We start from the raw sequence: 20,313 nt of genomic DNA, 5'->3' as shown, positions 1-20,313 counted from the left end.
TTTAACTCATAACTCGACCCCGTGCGTAACCTGTTCGCTTTTCTGTTTCGCTACCGGGGCTTGCTCGTGTTTGCGCTGCTGGAAATTGCGAGCTTGTATTTGCTGGTCCGCAACAGCACCTACCAGCGGGCGGCCTTCTTCAACTCGGCCAACACCTACGTGGGGCAGATTCTGGCAACGCGCGACCGTATTTACAGCTACTTCCGCTTGGAAAGCATCAACCAGGGGCTGGTGCAGGAAAATGCCGCGCTGCGGCAACAGCTCTACGCCAGCGACCTAAGCCACCGCGTAGCCGACAGCCTGCCCGTGCCCCAGGATAGCGCCTCGCGGGTACGGCTGGCCCGCCTCAGCTCCCCCGATTCGCTGCTGCTGGGCTTGCGCACCCTGCCCACCCGCGACCCGGATTATCCGCTGATTGGCGCCCGGGTGGTAAATAACACGCTGCGCCGCGTGGACAACTACCTCACCCTGAACGTAGGTGCCCGCGACGGGGTGAAAACCGGGATGGGCGTGTTGTCGGCGGCTGGGGTGGTGGGCCGGGTGAAGGTGGTGAGCGAGCAGTTTGCTACGGTCACGAGCCTGCTGCACTCTAAAACCTTTGTTTCCGCCAAAATCAAGCGCGACAACACCTTTGGCAGTATCAAGTGGCTCGGCGACGACCCCACCCACGCGCTGCTCGACAACATTCCGCGCCAGAACAAGCTACTGCGCGGCGACACCATTGTGACGTCGGGCTACAACGCCGTATTTCCCGAGGGTATCCTGATTGGCACCGTCGATTCATTTGTGAAAGAGCCCGACAAAAACTTCTGGACCGTGCGGGTGAAGCTGGCCGTAGATTTCTCGAATATAACCTACGTGTACGTGGTCAATCCGCGCTTGAAAGCCGAGCGGGACACATTGGAATTGCGCGCCGGACTCCGGCCAGAAGCAGGGGAGGAGCGGCCATGAAGGGAGTAGGCGGAATCTTGTTGCAGTTGCTGCGCTTCGTGCTATTTGTGGGCGTGCACATGCTGCTGGTAAGCAAACTGGCTTTGTTCGAGCTGGCCTGGTGCTTCTTCTACCTGGGTTTTCTGCTGTTCTTGCCCATTGCTACTCCCATTGTGTTGCAGTTGGTGCTAGGCTTTGCCACGGGCCTGCTGATGGACATTTTCTACGACACCGGCGGGGTACACGCTGCCGCCGCCGTACTGCTGTGCTACCTGCGGCCCTGGGTGCTGCGCCTGCTTACCCCCCGCGACGGGTACGAAGCCGCCGACTCAGTGAACGTGCACCAGATGGGCGGGCAGTGGTTTGTGGTGTACATCGCACTACTCATTGGCCTGCATCATCTGGCGTTTTTTCTGCTGGAACTGGGCAGTTTCCGCGCCTTCGGCCTGACGCTGGTAAAAGTGGTCGGTAGCACCCTGTTCACCGGCCTCACGCTGCTCATTGTGCAGCTCATTTTCTTCCCTACCCGCCGCCGAAACCGGTGATTTAGTGACGGGGTGAAACAATGAGTTGATGTTCCGGAGGTGCTATTCGCGCTGGCAGGAAATCAACTCACTATTTCACCATCTCACTATTTCACCACTCGTCGTACGTATCTTTGCGAATCCGGCCGGCTGGTCGTAAGTAGCTACTTTTCAGAATATACCGCTTTGCAATACCTTGAAGGACGACGGTTTGTGGTGATGGCCATCTTCCTGGCCGTAGCCCTCACGTTTGGGGTCCGACTTTTCTACATTCAGGTGCTCGATGGCAGCTACAAGCTGGCCGCCGACCGCAACACCTTGCAGCGCATTGTGCAGGTGCCCTACCGCGGCCTCATCTACGACCGCAAAGGCCAGCTGCTGGTGCAGAACACGCCCGTGTACGACCTGATGGTGGTGCCGCGCGAAGTGAAACAGCTGGACACCCTGCGCTTTTGCGAGCTGCTGCAACTGCCACTGGAAGAAGTGCGCGAAGGTCTGAAAGTGGCCCGCACCTTCAGCCGCGTGAAGGCTTCGCCGCTGGTGCAGAACCTGAGTACGGCCGAGCTGGCTACTATTCAGGACAACCTGATGGACTTTCCCGGCTTCACCATCAAAGCCCGGATGGCCCGCTCGTACCGCACCGAAAACATGGCCCACGCGCTGGGCTACGTGGGTTCCATCACGCCGAAGCTGCTGGAAAGTGAGCGGTTTGCCAAGTACATGCCCGGCGACTTTGTGGGCGTGAACGGGCTGGAATCGTTCTACGAAACGCAGCTGATGGGCCGGCGCGGCGTGCAATACCGCATGGTGAACGTGCGCGGCATCGAGAAGGGCGCTTTCCGTAACGGCGAGTTCGATACGTTGTCGGTGGCTGGGCAGGACCTGCACACCAGCATCGACATCGAGCTACAGAAGTACGGCGAGATGCTGATGAAGAACAAGCGGGGCTACATTGTGGCCATCGAGCCCAAGACCGGCGAAATTCTGGCTATGGTGTCGGCCCCGGCCTACGAGCCTTCCATTCTGACCGGCAAGGGCATGGGCAACCGCTACATGGCCTTGCAGAACGACACCACCAAGCCGCTGTTCAACCGCCCGCTGATGGCCAAATATTCGCCGGGCTCGGTGTTTAAAGTGGTGAACGAGCTGGTGGCCTTGCAGATGGGCGTGGTGACGCCGCAAACCGGCTTCGACTGCAACTGGAAGCTGGTGCGCTGCACCCACCGCCACGAGTACCCCAGCAACGTGGGCATTGCCATCAAGCAAAGCTGCAACCCCTATTTCTACCAGGTAATGCGGGCCGCCGTGCTGCGCGGCCGTTCCACCAACCGCTTTGAGGACTCGCGCCTGGGCCTGGCCGACTGGCGCCGCAAGGTGATGGCCTTCGGGCTCGGTGACAAGCTGGGCGTAGATATACGGAGTGAAATTGGCGGGCTGGTACCGTCGCCGGAGTACTACGACAAGCGCCTGAAAACCCGTCGCTGGAACTACAAAACCGTGTACTCGCTCAGTATTGGGCAGGGTGAGCTGAGCGTGACGGGCCTGCAAATGGCCAACATCATGGCTACGGTAGCCAACCGGGGCTGGTACTACACCCCGCATTTCGTGCGCGGCATCGGCAACGGCGGGCCGCTGCCGCAATTCACCGAGCGGCACACGGTTGGCGTAGACCCGATGCATTTTGAGTCCATTATTCCGGGCATGCAGGCGGTGGTAGATGGCCGCGGCGGTACCGGCGAAAATGCGTCGTTGCTGGACGTGGGTATTTCGGTGGCGGGCAAAACCGGTACCGTGCAGAACTACCACGGCGAAGACCACGCCACCTTTGCCGCCTTCGCGCCCGCCGAAGACCCCAAGATTGCCATTGCCGTTTTCATTGAAAATGCCGGTTTCGGAGGTTCCTCGGCCGCGCCCATGGCTTCGCTGATGATGGAAAAATACCTGCGCGGCCGTATTGCGCCGTGGCGTAAGCGCTGGGAAGATTGGCTGCAAAGCCCCGCCGAACGATTCATCAGAAGACGAAGACACTAAGTCAATTAAAAATTGAGAATTAAAAATTATAAATGAAGCAAGATAACGCGGTGCTTATCAAGAGCTATGCTTTTGCCGTGCGAATAGTAAGATTGTATAAGCACTTGCGTCAGCAAAGTGAAGTACTGCCACTGGCAGCCCATGTGCTACGGAGCGGTACTTCAATTGGAGCAAATGTGGAAGAAGCGGTAGGTGGTTTTTCGCGGCGAGATTTTGTAGCCAAATGCAGCATAGCTTACAAAGAAGCCCGTGAGACGCATTTTTGGTTGCGGCTGTTACGTGATACAGATTGTCTGGAGAAGAAACTGGCAGATTCCCTACTAGAAGAAGCCGATGAACTCAAGAAGCTACTGGCTAAAATTATTTTATCGTCGCGCCAATCTCCAGACACAACAAAAAAGGGTGAATGATTTGAAGCTGCTGCTTAAGCGTAAGCTTCGATGACTGAAATGCATCATAGCACCATTCTTAATTTTTAATTCTCAATTTTTAATTGAATTCCTCTCCCGCCCGTTATAACCGTAGCCTCGATTGGGTTACCGTGCTCATCTACCTGCTGATGGTGGGGCTGGGCTGGGTGAGCGTGTACGCAGCCAGCTACTCGCCCGACCTGCCCACCAACGGCAGCCTGTTTGGCGACCTTAGCTTTCAGCAGTTGATGGCCTTCGACTGGTTCAAGCAGATTTTGTGGATTGGCACGGCCATCGTGCTGATTGTAGTGCTGGTGGTTATCGACTACAAGGCCTACGACACGTTTGCGTTTGCGCTGTACGGCGGCATGATTGTGCTGCTTATCATCACGCCGTTTATTGCGCGGCCTATTGGCGGATCACGGTCGTGGCTGGAACTTGGGCCAATGCGGCTACAGCCCGCCGAGTTTGCCAAATTCGTGACAGCGCTGGCCGTGTCGCGCTTTATGGCGGGTATCAATCTGCGCCAGCAGAATTTCCGCGACCAGGCCGTACTGGCGGGCCTCACGCTGCTGCCGCCACTGCTCATTCTGGCTTCCAACGAAACCGGACAGGCGCTGGTGTTTGCCGCTTTTCTGCTGGCCTACTTCCGGGAAGGCATGTCGCCGCTGATTCTGGTGATTATGGCCGCCGCTGCCGTCATTCTCATCCTGGCGCTGCTGATAGACAAGGTGTGGCTAGTGGTGGCTTTTACGGTTATTCTGGGGTTGGTTTTCCTGTTCAACCGCAAAGCGCTACGTCACCATCTGCCGCTTTCCCTGAGCGTGTGGGCGGTGATTATCGGGATGGTATTCGGGGTTGATTTCTTTTTCAACAACGTATTGCAGCCGCATCAGCGCAAGCGCATAGAGGTGCTCATCAACCCCTCAGCCGACCCGCTGGGCGTGGGCTGGAACGTCACGCAAAGCAAAATTGCCATTGGCTCGGGCGGCTTTGATGGCAAAGGATTCCTGCAAGGCACCCAAACCAAGTTCGACTTCGTGCCCGCGCAAAGCACCGACTTTATTTTCTGCACTATCGGCGAGGAATGGGGCTGGTTGGGTACTACCACGGTTATTGTTCTGTTCGTGACGCTGCTCTGGCGGATTTTGTACGTGGCAGAGCGCCAGAAATCGGTGTTTGGGCGCACCTACGGTTATTGCGTAGCCAGCATCATGTTCTTTCACTTCGCCGTGAACATCGGCATGACCATTGGCCTGGCGCCGGTAGTAGGTATTCCGCTGCCGTTTTTCAGCTACGGCGGTTCCTCGTTGTGGTCGTTTACTACGCTCCTGTTTATTTTGCTGGGCATTGATGCTTACCGCAAGCAGGACCTGGAGCGGTAACAGTTGCCGGTTGTCGGAGCCCCGCTGAAACTCCGTGACTGGCAACTGACAACTGACAACTGACAACCGGCAACTGCTAACCGCCCTTTTAATCCCCTGTTGCCGTGCCGTTTACTGCTGCCGCTACCCTCCGCCCCAGTGCCCGCATTCGGCTGGTGGAGTGGCTGGTAGTGGGGCTGCTAACGGTGCTGTGCCTGTTGCTACCGACCCATAACTCCACGCCCGATGCCTGGTACTACGCGGCCTGCGTCCGGCACGGGCACGAGCTGTTGCAGCCTCACCACTTGCTTTACAACGCTGTCGGCTGGCTGTGGTGGCACTTACTGCTTGCCCAAGTTGATGCCTTAACTGCCCTGAAAGCGCTAAATGCGCTGGCTTTTGGCGGTTGCTTGCTGGTGCTGCGCAACTTGCTTCGTCGGGTAGCTGGGCCGGCCGCGCCGGTGGCGGGTTGGTTGCTGGTGGTGGGCAGTAGCTTCGGCATGCTGCGTTTTGCCACTGAAAACGAAACGTACATAGTGCCCTTGCTGCTGTCGTTGCTGGCTAGCCGCAGCTGGTGGCGGGCTGTTACAGAAGGCGGCAGCGCAAGTTGGCTGGCGGCAGGCAGCTGGGCAACTGGCGCGGCGCTGTTCCACCAGATTCATGCGGGCTGGTGGCTGGCGTTGCTGGTGGGTACAGTGCTTGGCGGCGGCAAATCTTGGTGGCATAAGGCGCTGCTCTACGTGTTGCCTGCCTTGCTGGTGCCGGTGGCCTATGCGGCGGCGTTGCCCTCCTGGAACCTGCCATTCACCTTTTCTGCTTTCTGGCGTTTCGTGTTTCACGACCTCTACGCCGGGCATGCGGGCGCGTCGCCTTCGGGGCATACGCTGCTGCTAACGAGCGTTAATCTGGTCCGTACGCTCGGGCAGCTGCACGGCTCCACACTGGCATTGTTGCAGCGTTGGCCAGGGCTGGGTGGCCTTGCGTTAGTGAGTGTCGGCCTGATGGGGTGGGGGGCTTTCCGATGGTGGCAGGCGCGGCAAAACGCAGTGAATACCCGGTATGTAGCACCAGCGGTAAGAGAAACGACTGATGCACAACGCCTTTTCCAACGAACCCACTGGTTGGTTTTGCTGCTACAGCTGGCTTGCGCGGTATGGGCGGAGGGTAACGCCGAGTTTATGGTGATGATGCCAGCTTTGCTGGCCTTGCTGCTGATTAAGCAACCAATGCTACGAGCGGCATTGCCGTGGGCCGGTGCATCATTGCTGGTGTGGAACCTAACGTTTGGCCTGCTGCCGGCGCATCTACTTCGCTTCACCAATACCACTTCTCTACTGACTCGCATCGAACGGGAACCCGCCGCGTGGTGGCTGCTATCCGACCCCAACCTAGTGCTGAATCAGTTGCACTACCGCACGGGGCAGCTTATCGGGCCGGCCAACATCCTGCCCGCACCGGCCTTGCTGGTGCGGCGGCCGGGCCAGTCGCCGGCGGGGTTTCGGGCGTGGCTGGCAGCCCGCCGGGCCGCGGGGCAGCCCGTGTACACCGATGCGCTGGGTGGCCCCCGCCTCCTCGACCGGGCCCGCCTCACCCAGGGCAGCGACGAAGCACAGCTGCCGCTGCTAACCGGCTACCACCTCGCCCGCATCGATTCGTTTGCCACGTCCTTCGGACCTGTCTACGTCACTGAAATTCAGTGAGAAACCTGCTAGTAGAATGTAGCTAGGGCAGTTTCCGGGTCGGGGTACAGGTTGCACGCGGTAGGGGCGGGGCTGGCCCCCGCCCCGCTACCGGCGCCGTTTCACCGATTCCGTTCGACAACGGGCGGGGCCAGCCCCGCTTACCTCCGAAACCGCTCCAAGTTGCTCTGGAAACCTAATTGCTGCGTGATAATCAGGGCAAACGCCACTGCGAAAACCGGGGCCGCTAGGTAGCCCATGCGCCCCAGGTCGCCGGACAGAAACATGTGCACCAATACCACGCCCACAAAGGTTGCACCAGGCCACCCCAGCGGAGTGAGCCACTGCGCCCGCCGTACCGTGCCGCCGCGCAGGCCTAGTAGCAGCACCAGCCAGAAAAACCCAAAGACGCTGAATATTTCGCCTGCTCCTTTCACCGACAGCAAACGCCGCAACGAGTAGCTCAAGTTTTCGAAATGGTTTAGCGCATTTTGCACGCTTGCAGCGGGTGGCGCCCCAATGCGCGTGTCAATCCAGTACCGGACTGCAAACGCCAGCGCGCCGCCCAGAGCCAGCCACGCCAGCTGCGCCGGCCAGTTCAGCGCCCGGCGGCTGAAAAGCAGCAGCCACGGCACCAGAAACACAAACGACTCCTTCGCCTGCCACCCCAGCACAAGCACCGCCACCAACGCCCACTTCGAGCCGCTGCGGCTCGCGTAAAAAGCCAGCGCGAAAACCAGCATGTACAAGCTGTCAACCAGCGGCAACCCGGTGATATACACTGCCCAACGGCTACACAGCACGGCCACTACCGCCAACGCCGCCGCCGCCGGTGTGGCTCCAAAAAGGCGGCAGGTTTCATAGAGCACCAGCCCCGTGCCGGCCATTAGTAGCGTATTCAGCACGTAAAACGCCAGCCGAAGGGGCCAATCGGTGGCGGCGCGCTGGGGCCAGATGCGGGCGTACACCTGCTCCAAGGGCCAAGCCAAAACGCCCGCAGCAGCAGGCACCAGCACCCGGTAGCGGCGCGTTACGCTCACGCCCTCAAACTCGCCCCGCGCCATGCGCAGGTAGCTGCGGGTGTCGAGGGAGTGCGAGAAATCGTAGTGCACGTACATGGTGTACGCCGGACCCGCCAGTACGCCCAGCGCCAGCAGATACACCAGTACCCATTCGCGCCACCGCGCTTTGCGACTTATAGCCAATGGCAGATTGCTGCTATCTGCTGTGCTGGAAGCTGTTGAATGAAATCTACCTGCAAGCATTCACGATACCAATCAACAGTGCAACAATCAGCTACCAGTTGCTCACGCAAACTTCCGGTCAATCAGCTTGAGCAGCTTGTTTACGTGCTCATCCTTGCGCGCCCAGTCGTGCTTGCTGGCCAGATGCTCACTCACGTAGCGCTTCGCCGAGTCGGCATCGGGCAAGGTGTCAAGGTGCTGAATAGCGGCGTGGTACGCCATGTTTTCGCCCTCGAATAGCTCATTGATGAAGCTGAAGCGCTGGTTGATGGAAATAGCCTCGCGTAAGCTTTCCACCTTCGGCGCCTGCTCGGCCAACGTACCTACTGGCCGCTCGGAGCGCAGGGTTTCGCTCAGGGTCTGGCCGGCTGGCTGGCTGGCTTTCAGCTTCTGATACAGCGGAACTACGGCTTCCGCATCTGCTTGCAGCTTTTCCGGTGCCGCTGCCACGGCCGGCTTCACTTCCGGGACAGGCGGCGCGGGAAGAACGGGCTTTACCGGCTCTGGAGCCGTAGCCGCCGCTGCCGGAGCTGGTGCAGCTATCGGGGCGGCTGGCGCCGGCGCAGCAGGCATAGGAGCAACAGGCGCCGCAGTAGCCGAACGGCTGGGTTGTAAGTCTTCCTCGCGTAGTGGTAGCAACGCATCGAACTCCGCCACTATCTGGCTTAGTGGCTGTTGCAAAGCGGTATTACTGGCTACATGCTGCCGAAACTGCTGAAGCAAGGTGTCGCGCTCCAATGGTGTATCCGTTGGTAGCGTATCCAAGAAGCCCTGAAAGAGCGGCTTGTTGATGTCGAGGTAGCGCAGGGCGTCGCGCAGTTGGGTGCTGGTAGCGGCGGGCTGGCCATTCAGCAGCTTCGCCTCGAAAGTACCCGCCAAGTCCTGAGTGGCGGCCAAGGTATCCGCAACGGCGCGGGCCAGCAGCGGCTCGAATGCGCTGCGGCTCAGCTTGATGCGGCGCGACAATACATTCATGAACTGCGTGAGAGCCGTCCGCACGTCGTCGGCCTCAAAATCAAAGTAGGGGCTGCGTAAGCGGGCCATTTCCTGGGTCCATTGCGCCAGTAGCTGTTGCACTACAAACAGGTTTACCTGCCGGATAGGGGTGAAACGGAGCACCGCCGGCCCGTCGAGGGTAGCGGTGGGGCGAGCCCCAAAATGCTGGTCGCAGAGGTGAGCAGCCAACTTGCGGCCATATTGTTCACGAAGGGTCGTGCTATCTTTGTCGTTCATCGGAAAGCCATATTCAGGCCTGAAAGTTAAGGAAAATGCCTACGCTCACCGTGCAAAACCTGCCTGCTACTGTGCCCGTGCCCGCCGGTAGTACGCTCCTGGCTGCCCTGCAAGCCGCCGGCCACGACTGGATGCACGCCTGCGGGGCCAAAGGGCGGTGCACCACCTGCCGCATCATTCTGGTGAGCGGGGCCGAGAGCCTAACGCCGCCCACCGCCGCCGAATTGCGCTACCAGGCCGCCGGCCGGCTCCAACTTACCGAGCGCCTTACCTGCCAAACCCACCTGCCCGAAGGCGACGTAACCGGCCGCGTGCCCGAAGCCACCAAGCTGCCGCACGTGCGCTATGCCAGTGAGTAGCTAGCTGAGCAGCTGAGTGTCTGAACGATAGGCGAACGAGCCCAGAAATCCACCACGTAACCGTGGTAGCTTCCGGAGGTAAAGTTGTAATTTGGGCTGCCAAAGCTGAGGCTTGTGCAGGCTGAAAAGAGCGCCTGTAGATGCTCACTCAGTTACTCCGTCACTCAGTTATTCTTCACGAAGTTGTTTATAGAACCCCGCGGCGGCCATGGCCGCGACGTACCCCGCCGGGGCTGGATTGAAGTGGTGTGCGGCTCGATGTTCTCGGGAAAAACCGAAGAATTGATTCGCCGGCTCAAGCGCGCCAAAATTGCCCGTCAGCGGGTGGAAATCTTCAAGCCGGCTCTCGATACCCGCTACCACGTTGAGGATGTGGTGTCGCACAACGCCAACAGCATCCGCTCAACGCCCGTGGCGCTGGCCCAGGAAATGCTGCTGCTAGCGGCCGGCTCCGATGTGGTGGGCATCGACGAAGCGCAGTTTTTCGATGAGAGCCTGATTGATGTGTGCGTGCAACTAGCCAACCGTGGCACCCGCGTGATTGTGGCCGGCCTCGACATGGACTTTCAGGGGCAGCCGTTCGGGCCCATGCCCGCCCTGATGGCCGTAGCCGAGTTTGTTACCAAAGTGCACGCGGTGTGCGTGTGCTGCGGCGAAATTGCATCGTATTCATTCCGGGTGTCGGCGTCGGAAGACAAGATTCTGCTCGGGGAAACCGATGCGTATGAGGCGCGTTGTCGGCCTTGTTTTTTAGCGGGCATGCAGGAAAAAGCAATTCTGGAAGCCACCGAGCGGAGCAAGCACTAATTCCTGTTATTCGGCGTTGAAGGGGCACTGCTGACCTTCTGCATTTCTTATCCTCCGCATATGATTTGTTTGCTACCCACATTACGCGTTGCCGCTTTATCCCTGCTAAGCTTTGTACTTCTGGCACCCGCAACCACGCAGGCGCAAAGCACCGCCGGCTACGGCGACTGGCAGCTGCACCTGCCCAACAGTCGGGCCCGGGTGATGGCCGACGCCGGCAAACGCATTTATGTGGCGGCGGAGGATGCCTTCTTTTACTTCGATAAGGAAACCAATACCACCACGCTGCTTTCGCGCCGCGACGGCCTCAACAGCGTTGGTGTTAGCACAGTAGCCTACGATGCCACCACCGACCAGGTATTGGTAGCGTACCGCGACGGCAACTTGGATCTGCTGAGCGCCGACGGTACCCGCATCCGCAACATCAACGACATCAAGCGCAAGCAGCTAACGGGCTCAAAGAACATCAACCACATTACCTTCAATGGCCGCTACGCCTATCTGTCGTGTGATTTTGGCTTGGTGGTGCTTGATATGACCAAGATGGAAGTGCGCGACACTTTCTCCAACATCGGGCCGCAGGGCGCGCAGATTAAAGCCTACGCGAGTACCGTAGCCAGTGGCTTCCTGTTCCTGGCTACCGATAAAGGCATCCTGCGGGCGCCCTTAACCGCCGACCAAGCTAACTACCGCAACTGGAATCTTGATTTGCCTGGTTCCGACGGAGTCTACCGCACGCTGGTTACGCACAACGGACAAGCTTATGCGGGCCGTAGCTTTGGAAATGTGCAGCGATACGTAGCCGGCACGGGTTGGCAGTTCTTGTTTGCAGTGTACGCGGACCTGTACTTAAATCTAGCCTCATCCTCGGAAGGCCTGCTGATTACCAGCGCAACGGGTAGTACCCGAACGGTAGCTGTTCTGGCTAATGCGGGCAACACCCTAACTCCTCTTACTACCGTTGCCAATGCGCCTAACCCGCAAGCTGCTCTGCGCGACCGAGACGGTAATCTATACATTGCCGATGGGCAGCGGGGCCTGCTCCGAACTACCGACCGCCAGAACTACGAGGCTTTTGCCACCAACGCCCCGCAGGAAGCCACGGCGTTTGGGCTGCTGGCGGATGCCCGCACGAACACCGTGAATATCTTCACGGGCGGCTACGAAGAGGCATCCAACCAGCGAGGAAACAACAAAGGGTTTTACGAGTACAAAGACGGCCGTTGGACTAATTATACCCGGGAGAATTTCCCGTCCACCACGCAGTTGCCCGATATGCGAGACCTGATTCGGGGAACCCGAACGGCTGATGGCACCCTCTATGTGTGCAGTTACGGCGACGGTTTGCTGCGGTGGAAAGGCCCCGGCGAGTTCAAACAGTATATCGAAGGAATGCCAGGGGTGCCTTTGGTAAGTTCTGTTCAAGGTGACCCCAGATACACCCGGGTAATGGATGCGGTGGCCGCACCTAATGGGGATGTGTGGGTGGCTACGCGTCGCTATGAGCGGCCTGGCCCCGGCTTATTTGTGCTTACGCCAAGCACTGACACGTGGCGCACTATTCCTTTCCAAGAACTCAGCAACCTCAATCGGCTGGTGCTTGATGATTTTGGTGCCGTATGGGTTTCGAAATTCCGTAAGGAAGGAGGAAGCACAGGAGCTGGCCTGTTTGCTTACGATGATGTCTCGAAGGCAGCTCCTTTATATTTTACGGAAAGCAATGGACTGCCATCTAACACCATTTACGCGTTGGCCAAAGACCGGAAAGGCGCTATTTGGGCGGGAACTGCCAAAGGGGTGGGCGTGCTCGACGATCCGGGCTCGGCATTTGTTGCCGGTAGCAATCCGGCTTTCACCACGCCTATTGTGCGGCGCGGCGAAGGTATCGGCTTTGCCGCGCTGGCCGACGATATAGTAAAGGCAGTGGCTGTGGATGGAGCTAACCGCAAGTGGTTCGGAACCGAGCGGGGGCTATGGCTATTCAGCGAAAACGCCGACGAAGGCTTGTTGCATTTCACTACTGATAATAGCCCGCTGCCTTCCAACAGCATCATCGACATAGCTGTGAATGATAAGACCGGCGAAGTATTCGTGGCTACTGCGGCGGGAGTAGTATCCTACCGGGGCTCGGCTACGGTCACTGAAGGCGCACCCAAAGACTGCTTCAAAGTGTCGCCGAATCCGGTGCGCACCAACTTCAACGGGCAGGTAGGCATAACGGGCTTGGCTAACAACGGCGTTGTTAAAATAACCGATGTGACCGGGAAGCTGGTGTACCAGACCACGGCCACCGGTGGCGGCCTTGTCTGGAATCTGAGCGACTACAACGGCCGCAAGGTGCAGTCGGGGGTGTATCTGGTGCTGTCGTCGGATGCCGACGGCAAGAACGGCTGCGTCAGCAAAATTGCCGTAGTAGAGAAATAGGCGGCATAGTTGAATTGTTGAATTGCTAAAGGGTTGGTTGTTCAACAATTTCAGAGAGCAACCAACCCTTTAGCAATTCAACCATTCAACTCCACATGCTAATCAAAACCCGAGGGGTTGTTCTGAGCTACATCAAGTACCGCGAAACCAGCATTATTGCGCGCATATATACCGAGCGGCTGGGGGTGCAGAGCTACGTGGTGAATGGCGTACGCAAAGCCAAGCCCCCAGGCCGGATTGCGCTGTTTCAGCCGCTTACGCTGCTGGAACTGGTGGCCTACACCTCGAAAAACGGTGGCCTCACGCGTCTTTCTGAATTTCGCTGCGCTGAGTCGTACCGCAGCATTCCCTACGATGTGCAGAAGAGCAGTGTGGCGCTGGTTCTATCCGAAATCCTAAGCCACTCGATGCAGGAGGAAGAGGAAAACGAGGCGCTTTTCCAGTTTCTGCACGACAGCCTGCTAACCTTCGACCAGCAAACCAGCGGCTACGAGAACTTTGCGCTGGGTTTCCTACTCAAACTGGCCACGTACCTGGGCTTTGGAGTCGAGACGGGCGAAGAACTGACCACGCAGGTAACTTTTGCGGCCACGGTACCCACCAGCCAAGGCGGCGGCCCCGCCGTGCTGCGCCTCCAGGAGTTCGAGCAGTACATTGACGAATTGCTTGAAGACCCTACCCGCGTTACTATTCCCAACGGTCGGGTACGGCGCGAGCTACTCAATGTGATAATCCGCTATTATCAGCTGCACGTTGAGCGGCTTGGCGAAGTCCGCTCTCTAGCCATTCTCTCGGAAGTGCTAGCAGAATAAGATAAAATAGAGATGGTGAAATGGTGAGTTGTTCGTTCTAACCCCACAAGGGAATCAAACAGAACACTCACCATTTCACCATCTCTCTATTTCACGTCCACCAACTCCACGTCGAAGCGGAGGATGGCATTGGCGGGAATATCGGCGCCAGCACCACGGGAGCCATAGGCGAGAGGAGACGGGATAAGCAAAATGGCCTTAGTTCCCTGGGCTAATTCCAGCAAGCCTTGGTCCCAACCTCTGATTACCTGGCCCCGGCCCAGCGGGAAGGTAATGGGCTGGCCGCCATTCTTTTCCGACGAGTCGAATACCTTGCCATCGAGCAGCATGCCGGTGTAGAGCACCGAAACAGTCTGGCCTGCTTGTGGCTTAGGGCCAGTGCCAGCTTTGGTGACAACGTAATAAGTGCCGCCCGAGGTCTTGACCCCAGTCAGGTTGTTTTTCTTCATGTACTCCTGAATCAGCGCGTCGTCTTTGGCAATGAACTGGGCCGCATCGGCGTCGGCTTTTTGCTGCGCCAGTTCCATCATTTTCTGCTGTTCGGCCTGCGCTTCGGCAGGAGTCATCAGCTTTTGGGCTTTCACTAGCATCGTGAGCGTATTGCCAGCCTTGCGCAGAAACGGAGGAACTGGTTGCCGGAACGACTTTGCAAAAACAGAGTCGAGGTTGAAGCGAAACACGGCCGAGTCGCCGGCTTGCAGCAGCGTAACCGCTTCCTCGATACCGCCCCGCTCCTGAAGAGCGGCCAGCGGCACCTGCGCGGCCATACCTAGCTGCTTACGCGAGCTGAACAGCAGCGAGTCCTTGGCCGTGCGGTACTGCATGTGTGCCGCCAGGGTTTTGCCAATACGGGTGGAATAGGTAGGATCACCGGCCGGGTTTACATCGGTGCGAAGCGTATAGCGGCCATTGCTGCGCCGGTAGATGCGGTACTCGATGCCCGATTTGGTGCGGCTAAAGCCCTGGGGCTGCGCTGGTTTCACGGGTGTTTTGGTAGCAACCGGCTTTTTGGCGGGTGCTTTTGTGGCAGTAGTTGGCTTACGAACCGGTACTGGAGTTTTCTTGGTTTGGGCCTGAGCGGTGTGCCCTAGCACCACAAGCCCGGTGAGGCCTGTAAGTAGGGCCTTGGAAAAGCTGGATAAGGAAATCATAGCAGGAAAAAAGGTGAATCGTAGCGAAAGTAAGTTCGCTCAACGAGCTGAAAGTAGCTCCAGCATGAAAACCAGGTCGGTATCGGGAGGGATAATGTAAGTGTCGTCCGGGCCTTTTACGCCGCGGGAGCCGTACGCCAAACGGGCCGGAATCCAGGCGCGGACGCGCGTACCAACAGCCAAGAGCGGCAGCAATTCGTCCCAGCCCGGAATGACCTCGCCCTGTCCCACCCGAAACCGCAATGGTCGGTTGTTAGGCGAACTATCAAACAACTGTCCGGTAGGCAGGTAGCCACGGTACGCCACCGTAACCCGACTCCGGGGCAGTGGCCGCGCGCCGCTGCCGGCTGCCAGCACCGTATACCGCACCCCGCCCGCCGTGGTAAGGCTGGCCGCAGCCCCGGAAAGCGAATCGGCGGTGACCGGACCCGTTTGGGCCCGCGCCACCGCCGATAGGAACAGCAGTTGCAGCAAGCCCACCCACCACTTGGTGCGCATGGCTTGTTGCCAATGAAGCTTAGCGCGCATCTAGCACAGTCATATCAAATACCAACGGCTCGTCGCCCGGAATGCTTCCAGGTGATCCTGCCTGACCATAAGCTAAGTAAGAGGGAATCAATAATAGCTTCCGGTCACCTTTTTTCATCTTCAGCAAGCCTTCGTCCCAGCCTTTGATTACTTGGCCGGCTCCTACCAATACGCTCAGGCAACCACAGGGAATACCGTTTTCGGTGGAGTTGTCGAATACCGTTGTTTCATTGGTGGCCCGCAGAAAACGGCCGACGTACTTGATTTCGGCCCGGTTGCCGTTGATGATGTTGGTGGTGCCGGGGCCGTTTTCGAGCGTCACTAGGTACAAGCCGTCATTAGACGCATCGGTCAGGCGCTGATACTGATTGACACCCGTGCCTTGAGTGATGTTGTGCCGAGTCAGGTAAGCCTGAATCAAGCCGTCGTCAATCACCTTGTACTCGGCCACGCGGTTGGCGGCGTCCTCAGAGCTGTTGTCGTCTTTACAGCCCGACAAAGCCGGTGCCGTGAGCGTCAGCAGGACCGCCATCAGGCGAAGCAATACGGAGCGTTTGAATAAGTGTGTCATAGGGGTAAGCGGCAAAAGGTAAAAACCGCGCCGGAAATCCGGCGCGGTGTATTCTTTACTTCACATCCACCAACTCCACCTCGAAGCGCAGCGGCGCATCGGCGGGGATGTCGGTACCGGCACCGCGCTGCCCGTAGGCCATCGGCGAAGGAATCAGCAGCACGGCTTTGCTGCCTTTGTTGAGCAACGGAATGGCTTTATCCCAGCCCGGAATTACCTGACCGACACCAATGGCGAAGTCAATCGGCTTGCCGTTGTTTGGGGCCTTCTCCGACGAGTCGAACACTTTGCCGTCGAGCAGCTTGCCGGTGTATTTCACCGAAACCGTCTGGCCTACTTTCGGCTTGGGGCCGGTGCCGGGCGTAGTCACCAGGTAGTACACGCCCGACGAGTCGCGCTGCGCGTTCAGGTTATTTTTCTTGATGTAGTCCTGCAGGATGGCATCGTCTTTCTTGCTTTGCTCGGCGGCGTGCGCAACGGCTTTCTGCTGCTGCTCGGCAACGGCTTTCTGCTGGTCAGCCATGGCCTCGTCGCGGGTCTGCACCTTCTGGGCTTTCACCAGCATGGTCATGGTGTTGCCGGCTTTCTTCATAAAGGGCGGCACCGGCTGCTTGAACGACTTAGCGAAGATGGTATCCACATTGAAGCGGAACACAGCCGAGTCGCCGGGCTGTAGCATAGCAATGGCTTCTTCCAGGCCACCTTTCACTTTCACGTCCTGCAACTCAATGCGCATCGGAATGCCCATTTGCTGCTTGCTGGAGTTGAACAGGATAGAATCTTTGGCAGTGCGGTATTCCACGTCCAGCGCCAGAATCTTGCCAATCCGGTCTTTATAGGTGGCGTCGCCCTCGGCACTTACCTCACGGGGCGAGTAGCTTTTGCCTTCGCTCTTGAAGACTTTGTATTCGATGCCGGACTTGGTTTTCGCGAAGTCGCCGCCTTTGTTGCAGGAAGCCAGGCCCAGGATGCCGGCCGCCAGGGCCAGACTCAGAATGTTGCGATGCAAATGCATGAAGCAGAAAAGGTGGTGGAAATTAAAATTTCGGGCAAGTTACACCGTCGGGGGCGCAACTGCCAGCGGGGCCGTCACCAGTTGGCTCTGGTAGTGAGGCAATAAGTCGAGGAAACGTTGCACGGTACTGTCGAGAGACGTGTGGCTGATGCCGCCGGCTGCGTTGTGGTGGCCGCCGCCCTGGAAATGCTCACGCGAGAAGGTGCTCACCGAGAAGTCGCCCACCGAGCGGAACGAAATCTTAACGGCCTGGCCCCGGTCGATGAGTACGGCCGCAAACACAATGCCTTCGATGCTGAGCGCAAAGTTGACAAGGCCTTCGGTATCACCGGTTTTCGAGTCGTACTCTTTCAGCTCTTGCTGCGTGATGGCAATGTAAGCCGTGTTGTATTCGCGCAGCACCCGCAGCTTATCCTTGAGCACGAAGCCCAGGAACCGCAGCCGCATTTCCGAGTGCGAGTCGTAGATGCGGCGGTGCACGTCGGAGAGGTTGATGCCGGCGTTCAGCAATTCAGCAATAATGAGGTGCACGTTGCGTGAGGTACTGGGGTGCCGGAACGAGCCGGTATCCGTCATGATGCCGGCATACAAACACTCGCCGATACCCGCGTCAATCAGGTCCTGGTCGCCCAAGTCGCGAATCACCTCGAACACCAATTCGGCCGTAGCAGCCGCTTTCGAGTTCGAGAAATCGAGGTCGGCAAACTGCTCGGGTTCCTGATGGTGGTCGATGAGTACCTTGGTGCCAGGGGCTTGCCGGATGTACTCGCCCATCTCGTTGATGCGGTTCAGGCAGGAGAAATCCAGACAGAACAGCACTTCGGCCGTCCCGATGATTTCCTGCACCTGCGCATCATTCTGGCGCGAGTCGTACACGATTACCTCGTTGTTGCCGGGCATCCAGGCCAGGAAATCGGGGTAGTCGGAAGGCGTCACAACGGTTACCGTGTGGCCTTTTTTGCGGAGGTAACCTGCCAACCCCAACGACGAGCCAAGAGCATCGGCATCGGGTTTGTGGTGCGTGGTAATGAAAACCTGCCGGGGTTGCGAAAGCAGCTCCTGCAGCTCAGGGATTGTGGACATTGCCTACTGATAGGTGGCTGAAATTCGGGAATTTATGCCGGGAGCAAGGCGGCAAAAGTCGGAAATATTCTGGGTTCCAACAAAACAGCTTTGGGTTTGGTGCAATTGCACCCGGAATTGGCGAGATATAATGCCTGCTACAGCGCTGGCCGCTCAGCCATGAAGCACTGGCTAGGAACAGCACAGCTTTGGCAAGCCGATACAGGGTGCCAGCGGCTAGGAAATAACGCAAGGTTTAAGCGCAACTTTGGTTGCAGCTAGCAACTTCCCGCCCAAACCCTCTACTTTTGCGCCCGCAAACTTCTTGCGCTTCCCCATACAGGAATCCCTCTAACCCCAACCTATAGAAGAAGATGGCCACGAACCGCACGTTCACCATGATTAAGCCCGACGCCACGCAGGAAAACCACATTGGTGGTATTCTGAGCATGATCGAAGCGGGTGGTTTCCGCATTGTTGCCCTGAAGAAAGTGTTGCTGACCGCCGAGCGCGCCGGCCAGTTCTACGAAGTGCACAAAGAGCGTCCTTTCTACGGCGACCTGGTAAAGTATATGTCGTCGGGCCCCATCGTGGCTGCCATTCTGGAGAAAGACAACGCCGTAGCTGATTTCCGCACGCTCATCGGTGCCACCAACCCCGCACAGGCGGCCGAAGGCACCATCCGGAAGAAGTACGCCAAGAGCATCGAAGCCAACGCCGTACATGGTTCCGACTCCGACGAAAACGCCCAAATCGAAGGCAGCTTCTTTTTCGGCCCCGACGAGCAGTTCTAAGCTTAAGCTCACGACTTGCTTGATGGGCTGAATGTAAAACTTGAACGGGTGCAGCTTAGAACTGATTTTTAGTTTCTCCTTTCAAGTTTTATAGCCTGCTTTATTGCAAAACCCCGCTCTACAGGCTGTAGAGCGGGGTTTTGTATTTACTGCAAACAAACTCTTTATAGACCTTTTTTATGCTAACGCTCTAGCGGGGCTGCCCGAAGCCGATACGGCCCGTGCTTTTGGGCTCACTGGTGAACACCTGCTCTTCGCGGTTATAGATGTCGGCTAGCGTGGTAGGCTCGGTGATAGGCTTGCTTTGGTTTAGGCTAATGGCCAAGTCCTGCGCTTTCGGTTGCGTGAGCGGCTCGAAGTTGTAGGAGGCAATCAGGCGGCCTTTCCGCAACAGAGCCTTGTCGATGCGGGCTATATCGGCGTTGAAGGTGCAGATAATCTGGATGTGGAACCCGTCGGAGAGCAGGCCGTCGGAGAGGTTGAGCAGGTTGCTGACGGCGTTACCGCCGTGCCCGTCGCGCTTAGCCAGCAGTTCTTCGGCATCCTCAATGATGAGGATGGAATTGGTGTTGTCGTGGAGCAGGTTGATAAATTCGGGGTCGGCGATGCGCACGGCCAGGTTGGGCGGAATGAACAGCTTGGGCTTGTCGGTGAGGCCGCACAGGTGCCGGATGTAACTGGTTTTGCCGGTGCCGGGCGGGCCGTGCAGAATTACCAGGCCCTTGTCGTCGGGCTTTTGCAGGCGGCTCACAATGGCCTCGTGTGCCGGTAGCAGGTCGTCGTTGTAGTGCGTGGCTAAGTCAAGCGCCGGAATCTTGAGCGGCAGCGGCGAGAATTCCAGGTCTTTATTCGCTAGCCGAAGCACCTGAATACGCTGGCGTTCCAATTGGCCAGTACCAAGCTGTGCCGCCAGCGCAGCCCGAGCCTGGGCCAGTAAGTCTGCATCGGTGCTAGGGGAATATAACAGTTGAGCGCCTTGGTCGCCGTAGGTGTCACCATCAGAAAACCAAAGCAACATATGTGGCCCTAGCGATAAGGCGTGGTAATGCCACTCGGGAGCTTTGCCGGTTTGCTCTAAGTAAACGGAATGCACTACAGTAGCTGCGTTCAGGTCGTGGCTTACGGCCAAAGTATCCAAAACAGTCTGGCGAGCTTCGGCGGAAACCAGCTGATAAATTTCGCGTCGCGGCAACACGCCGAACGTGGTATAAAACCAGTTTATGGGCTGGAATTCCTGGTAGGAAAAGACCGCGGAAAGGTTGAAAGAGCCCACTGGGGGCGGGGTTGATTCCATAGGGCCGTAAGTTCAGTGAAAACCTCGAACCAAACCAGTTCTTTTAAACGAATACTGCGGACTGTAGAAGGCAATAAGTGC

At 57.9% G+C, this 20,313-nt stretch carries 19 protein-coding genes; 11 read left to right on the top strand and 8 right to left on the bottom strand.

The annotated features are described in order from the left end of the window. Positions 1-21 precede the first annotated feature (21 nt). The 6 genes from mreC (at position 22) to J0X19_RS07255 (ending at position 6,959) form a co-directional block, all read left to right on the top strand. Positions 22-951, top strand: coding sequence for a rod shape-determining protein MreC (mreC, locus tag J0X19_RS07280; RefSeq protein WP_206983208.1), 930 nt, complete (start codon positions 22-24; stop codon positions 949-951). Next, complete coding sequence (locus J0X19_RS07275; protein WP_242582192.1) at positions 948-1,475, top strand: hypothetical protein; 528 nt, start codon at positions 948-950, stop codon at positions 1,473-1,475. The genes mreC and J0X19_RS07275 overlap by 4 nt, the downstream gene beginning before the upstream one ends. A 165-nt stretch (positions 1,476-1,640) precedes the next feature. Then, positions 1,641-3,485 carry a penicillin-binding protein 2 gene (gene mrdA / locus J0X19_RS07270; RefSeq protein WP_206983207.1) on the top strand — a complete coding sequence of 615 codons (1,845 nt, stop codon included), beginning with the start codon at positions 1,641-1,643 and terminating at the stop codon, positions 3,483-3,485. A 32-nt stretch (positions 3,486-3,517) separates the two neighbouring features. After that, a complete protein-coding gene (locus J0X19_RS07265; RefSeq protein ID WP_206983205.1) occupies positions 3,518-3,895 on the top strand; it encodes a four helix bundle protein in 378 nt (125 codons plus the stop codon). Positions 3,896-3,978: 83 nt separating this feature from the next. After that, positions 3,979-5,280, top strand: a complete 1,302-nt coding sequence (rodA, locus tag J0X19_RS07260) for a rod shape-determining protein RodA (RefSeq protein ID WP_206983203.1) — start codon at positions 3,979-3,981, stop codon at positions 5,278-5,280. 104 nt (positions 5,281-5,384) lie between these two features. Beyond that, complete coding sequence (locus tag J0X19_RS07255; RefSeq protein WP_206983201.1) at positions 5,385-6,959, top strand: hypothetical protein; 1,575 nt, start codon at positions 5,385-5,387, stop codon at positions 6,957-6,959. Between the two features lie 140 nt (positions 6,960-7,099). Here J0X19_RS07255 and J0X19_RS07250 read toward each other — a convergent pair whose 3' ends face one another. Both J0X19_RS07250 and J0X19_RS07245 read right to left on the bottom strand, forming a co-directional pair. Next, positions 7,100-8,143 carry a hypothetical protein gene (locus J0X19_RS07250; RefSeq protein WP_206983199.1) on the bottom strand — a complete coding sequence of 348 codons (1,044 nt, stop codon included), beginning with the start codon at positions 8,141-8,143 and terminating at the stop codon, positions 7,100-7,102. 102 nt (positions 8,144-8,245) lie between these two features. After that, the gene (locus tag J0X19_RS07245; protein ID WP_206983196.1) at positions 8,246-9,415 is read right to left on the bottom strand and encodes a hypothetical protein; all 1,170 of its coding nucleotides are present in this window, start codon (positions 9,413-9,415) and stop codon (positions 8,246-8,248) included. Positions 9,416-9,450: 35 nt separating this feature from the next. On the opposite strand from J0X19_RS07245, the gene J0X19_RS07240 reads away from it, so the two are divergent. From J0X19_RS07240 to recO, 4 genes are all read left to right on the top strand, one after another. After that, positions 9,451-9,774, top strand: coding sequence for a 2Fe-2S iron-sulfur cluster-binding protein (locus J0X19_RS07240; RefSeq protein WP_206983194.1), 324 nt, complete (start codon positions 9,451-9,453; stop codon positions 9,772-9,774). Positions 9,775-9,957: 183 nt separating this feature from the next. Further along, positions 9,958-10,581 carry a thymidine kinase gene (locus J0X19_RS07235; protein WP_206983192.1) on the top strand — a complete coding sequence of 208 codons (624 nt, stop codon included), beginning with the start codon at positions 9,958-9,960 and terminating at the stop codon, positions 10,579-10,581. Positions 10,582-10,641: 60 nt separating this feature from the next. Continuing rightward, positions 10,642-13,005, top strand: coding sequence for a type IX secretion system anionic LPS delivery protein PorZ (gene porZ / locus J0X19_RS07230; protein ID WP_206983189.1), 2,364 nt, complete (start codon positions 10,642-10,644; stop codon positions 13,003-13,005). A gap of 95 nt (positions 13,006-13,100) precedes the next feature. Continuing rightward, a complete protein-coding gene (gene recO / locus J0X19_RS07225) occupies positions 13,101-13,817 on the top strand; it encodes a DNA repair protein RecO (RefSeq protein ID WP_206983180.1) in 717 nt (238 codons plus the stop codon). A gap of 86 nt (positions 13,818-13,903) precedes the next feature. Here the strand turns inward: recO and J0X19_RS07220 are convergent, their stop codons facing one another. Genes J0X19_RS07220 through J0X19_RS07200 form a run of 5 tightly spaced genes read right to left on the bottom strand, consistent with a single transcriptional unit; the run spans position 13,904 to position 18,165 of the window. Beyond that, complete coding sequence (locus J0X19_RS07220) at positions 13,904-14,968, bottom strand: FKBP-type peptidyl-prolyl cis-trans isomerase (RefSeq protein WP_206983178.1); 1,065 nt, start codon at positions 14,966-14,968, stop codon at positions 13,904-13,906. 39 nt (positions 14,969-15,007) lie between these two features. Then, entirely contained in the window at positions 15,008-15,496 is a 489-nt protein-coding gene (locus J0X19_RS07215; protein WP_206983176.1) for an FKBP-type peptidyl-prolyl cis-trans isomerase, read from the bottom strand. Continuing rightward, the gene (locus J0X19_RS07210; RefSeq protein ID WP_206983173.1) at positions 15,486-16,067 is read right to left on the bottom strand and encodes an FKBP-type peptidyl-prolyl cis-trans isomerase; all 582 of its coding nucleotides are present in this window, start codon (positions 16,065-16,067) and stop codon (positions 15,486-15,488) included. The genes J0X19_RS07215 and J0X19_RS07210 overlap by 11 nt, the downstream gene beginning before the upstream one ends. A 55-nt stretch (positions 16,068-16,122) precedes the next feature. Next, entirely contained in the window at positions 16,123-17,082 is a 960-nt protein-coding gene (locus J0X19_RS07205; RefSeq protein ID WP_206983172.1) for an FKBP-type peptidyl-prolyl cis-trans isomerase, read from the bottom strand. Positions 17,083-17,121: 39 nt separating this feature from the next. Continuing rightward, positions 17,122-18,165, bottom strand: coding sequence for a DHH family phosphoesterase (locus J0X19_RS07200; RefSeq protein ID WP_206983170.1), 1,044 nt, complete (start codon positions 18,163-18,165; stop codon positions 17,122-17,124). Positions 18,166-18,518: 353 nt separating this feature from the next. On the opposite strand from J0X19_RS07200, the gene J0X19_RS07195 reads away from it, so the two are divergent. Continuing rightward, positions 18,519-18,938 carry a nucleoside-diphosphate kinase gene (locus tag J0X19_RS07195; protein WP_206983168.1) on the top strand — a complete coding sequence of 140 codons (420 nt, stop codon included), beginning with the start codon at positions 18,519-18,521 and terminating at the stop codon, positions 18,936-18,938. Between the two features lie 190 nt (positions 18,939-19,128). Here J0X19_RS07195 and J0X19_RS07190 read toward each other — a convergent pair whose 3' ends face one another. Then, positions 19,129-20,232, bottom strand: coding sequence for an ATP-binding protein (locus J0X19_RS07190; protein WP_206983166.1), 1,104 nt, complete (start codon positions 20,230-20,232; stop codon positions 19,129-19,131). Positions 20,233-20,313: the final 81 nt, after the last annotated feature.

The sequence above is a fragment of the Hymenobacter telluris genome, assembly GCF_017313265.1.
Classification (GTDB): domain Bacteria; phylum Bacteroidota; class Bacteroidia; order Cytophagales; family Hymenobacteraceae; genus Hymenobacter; species Hymenobacter telluris.
The sequence above is the reverse complement of the archived record's forward strand: the minus strand, read 5'-3'. Positions and strand labels throughout refer to the sequence as shown.

Excerpts from the sequence above, each read along its gene's own strand:
- J0X19_RS07275 (WP_242582192.1), top strand. The coding sequence starts at position 948 with ATGAAGGGAGTAGGCGGAATCTTGTTGCAGTTGCTGCGCTTCGTGCTA.
- J0X19_RS07265 (WP_206983205.1), top strand. The coding sequence starts at position 3,518 with ATGAAGCAAGATAACGCGGTGCTTATCAAGAGCTATGCTTTTGCCGTG.
- J0X19_RS07245 (WP_206983196.1), bottom strand. The coding sequence starts at position 9,415 with ATGAACGACAAAGATAGCACGACCCTTCGTGAACAATATGGCCGCAAG.
- J0X19_RS07240 (WP_206983194.1), top strand. The coding sequence starts at position 9,451 with ATGCCTACGCTCACCGTGCAAAACCTGCCTGCTACTGTGCCCGTGCCC.
- porZ (WP_206983189.1), top strand. The coding sequence starts at position 10,642 with ATGATTTGTTTGCTACCCACATTACGCGTTGCCGCTTTATCCCTGCTA.
- recO (WP_206983180.1), top strand. The coding sequence starts at position 13,101 with ATGCTAATCAAAACCCGAGGGGTTGTTCTGAGCTACATCAAGTACCGC.
- J0X19_RS07220 (WP_206983178.1), bottom strand. The coding sequence starts at position 14,968 with ATGATTTCCTTATCCAGCTTTTCCAAGGCCCTACTTACAGGCCTCACC.
- J0X19_RS07215 (WP_206983176.1), bottom strand. The coding sequence starts at position 15,496 with ATGCGCGCTAAGCTTCATTGGCAACAAGCCATGCGCACCAAGTGGTGG.
- J0X19_RS07210 (WP_206983173.1), bottom strand. The coding sequence starts at position 16,067 with ATGACACACTTATTCAAACGCTCCGTATTGCTTCGCCTGATGGCGGTC.
- J0X19_RS07205 (WP_206983172.1), bottom strand. The coding sequence starts at position 17,082 with ATGCATTTGCATCGCAACATTCTGAGTCTGGCCCTGGCGGCCGGCATC.
- J0X19_RS07200 (WP_206983170.1), bottom strand. The coding sequence starts at position 18,165 with ATGTCCACAATCCCTGAGCTGCAGGAGCTGCTTTCGCAACCCCGGCAG.
- J0X19_RS07195 (WP_206983168.1), top strand. The coding sequence starts at position 18,519 with ATGGCCACGAACCGCACGTTCACCATGATTAAGCCCGACGCCACGCAG.
- J0X19_RS07190 (WP_206983166.1), bottom strand. The coding sequence starts at position 20,232 with ATGGAATCAACCCCGCCCCCAGTGGGCTCTTTCAACCTTTCCGCGGTC.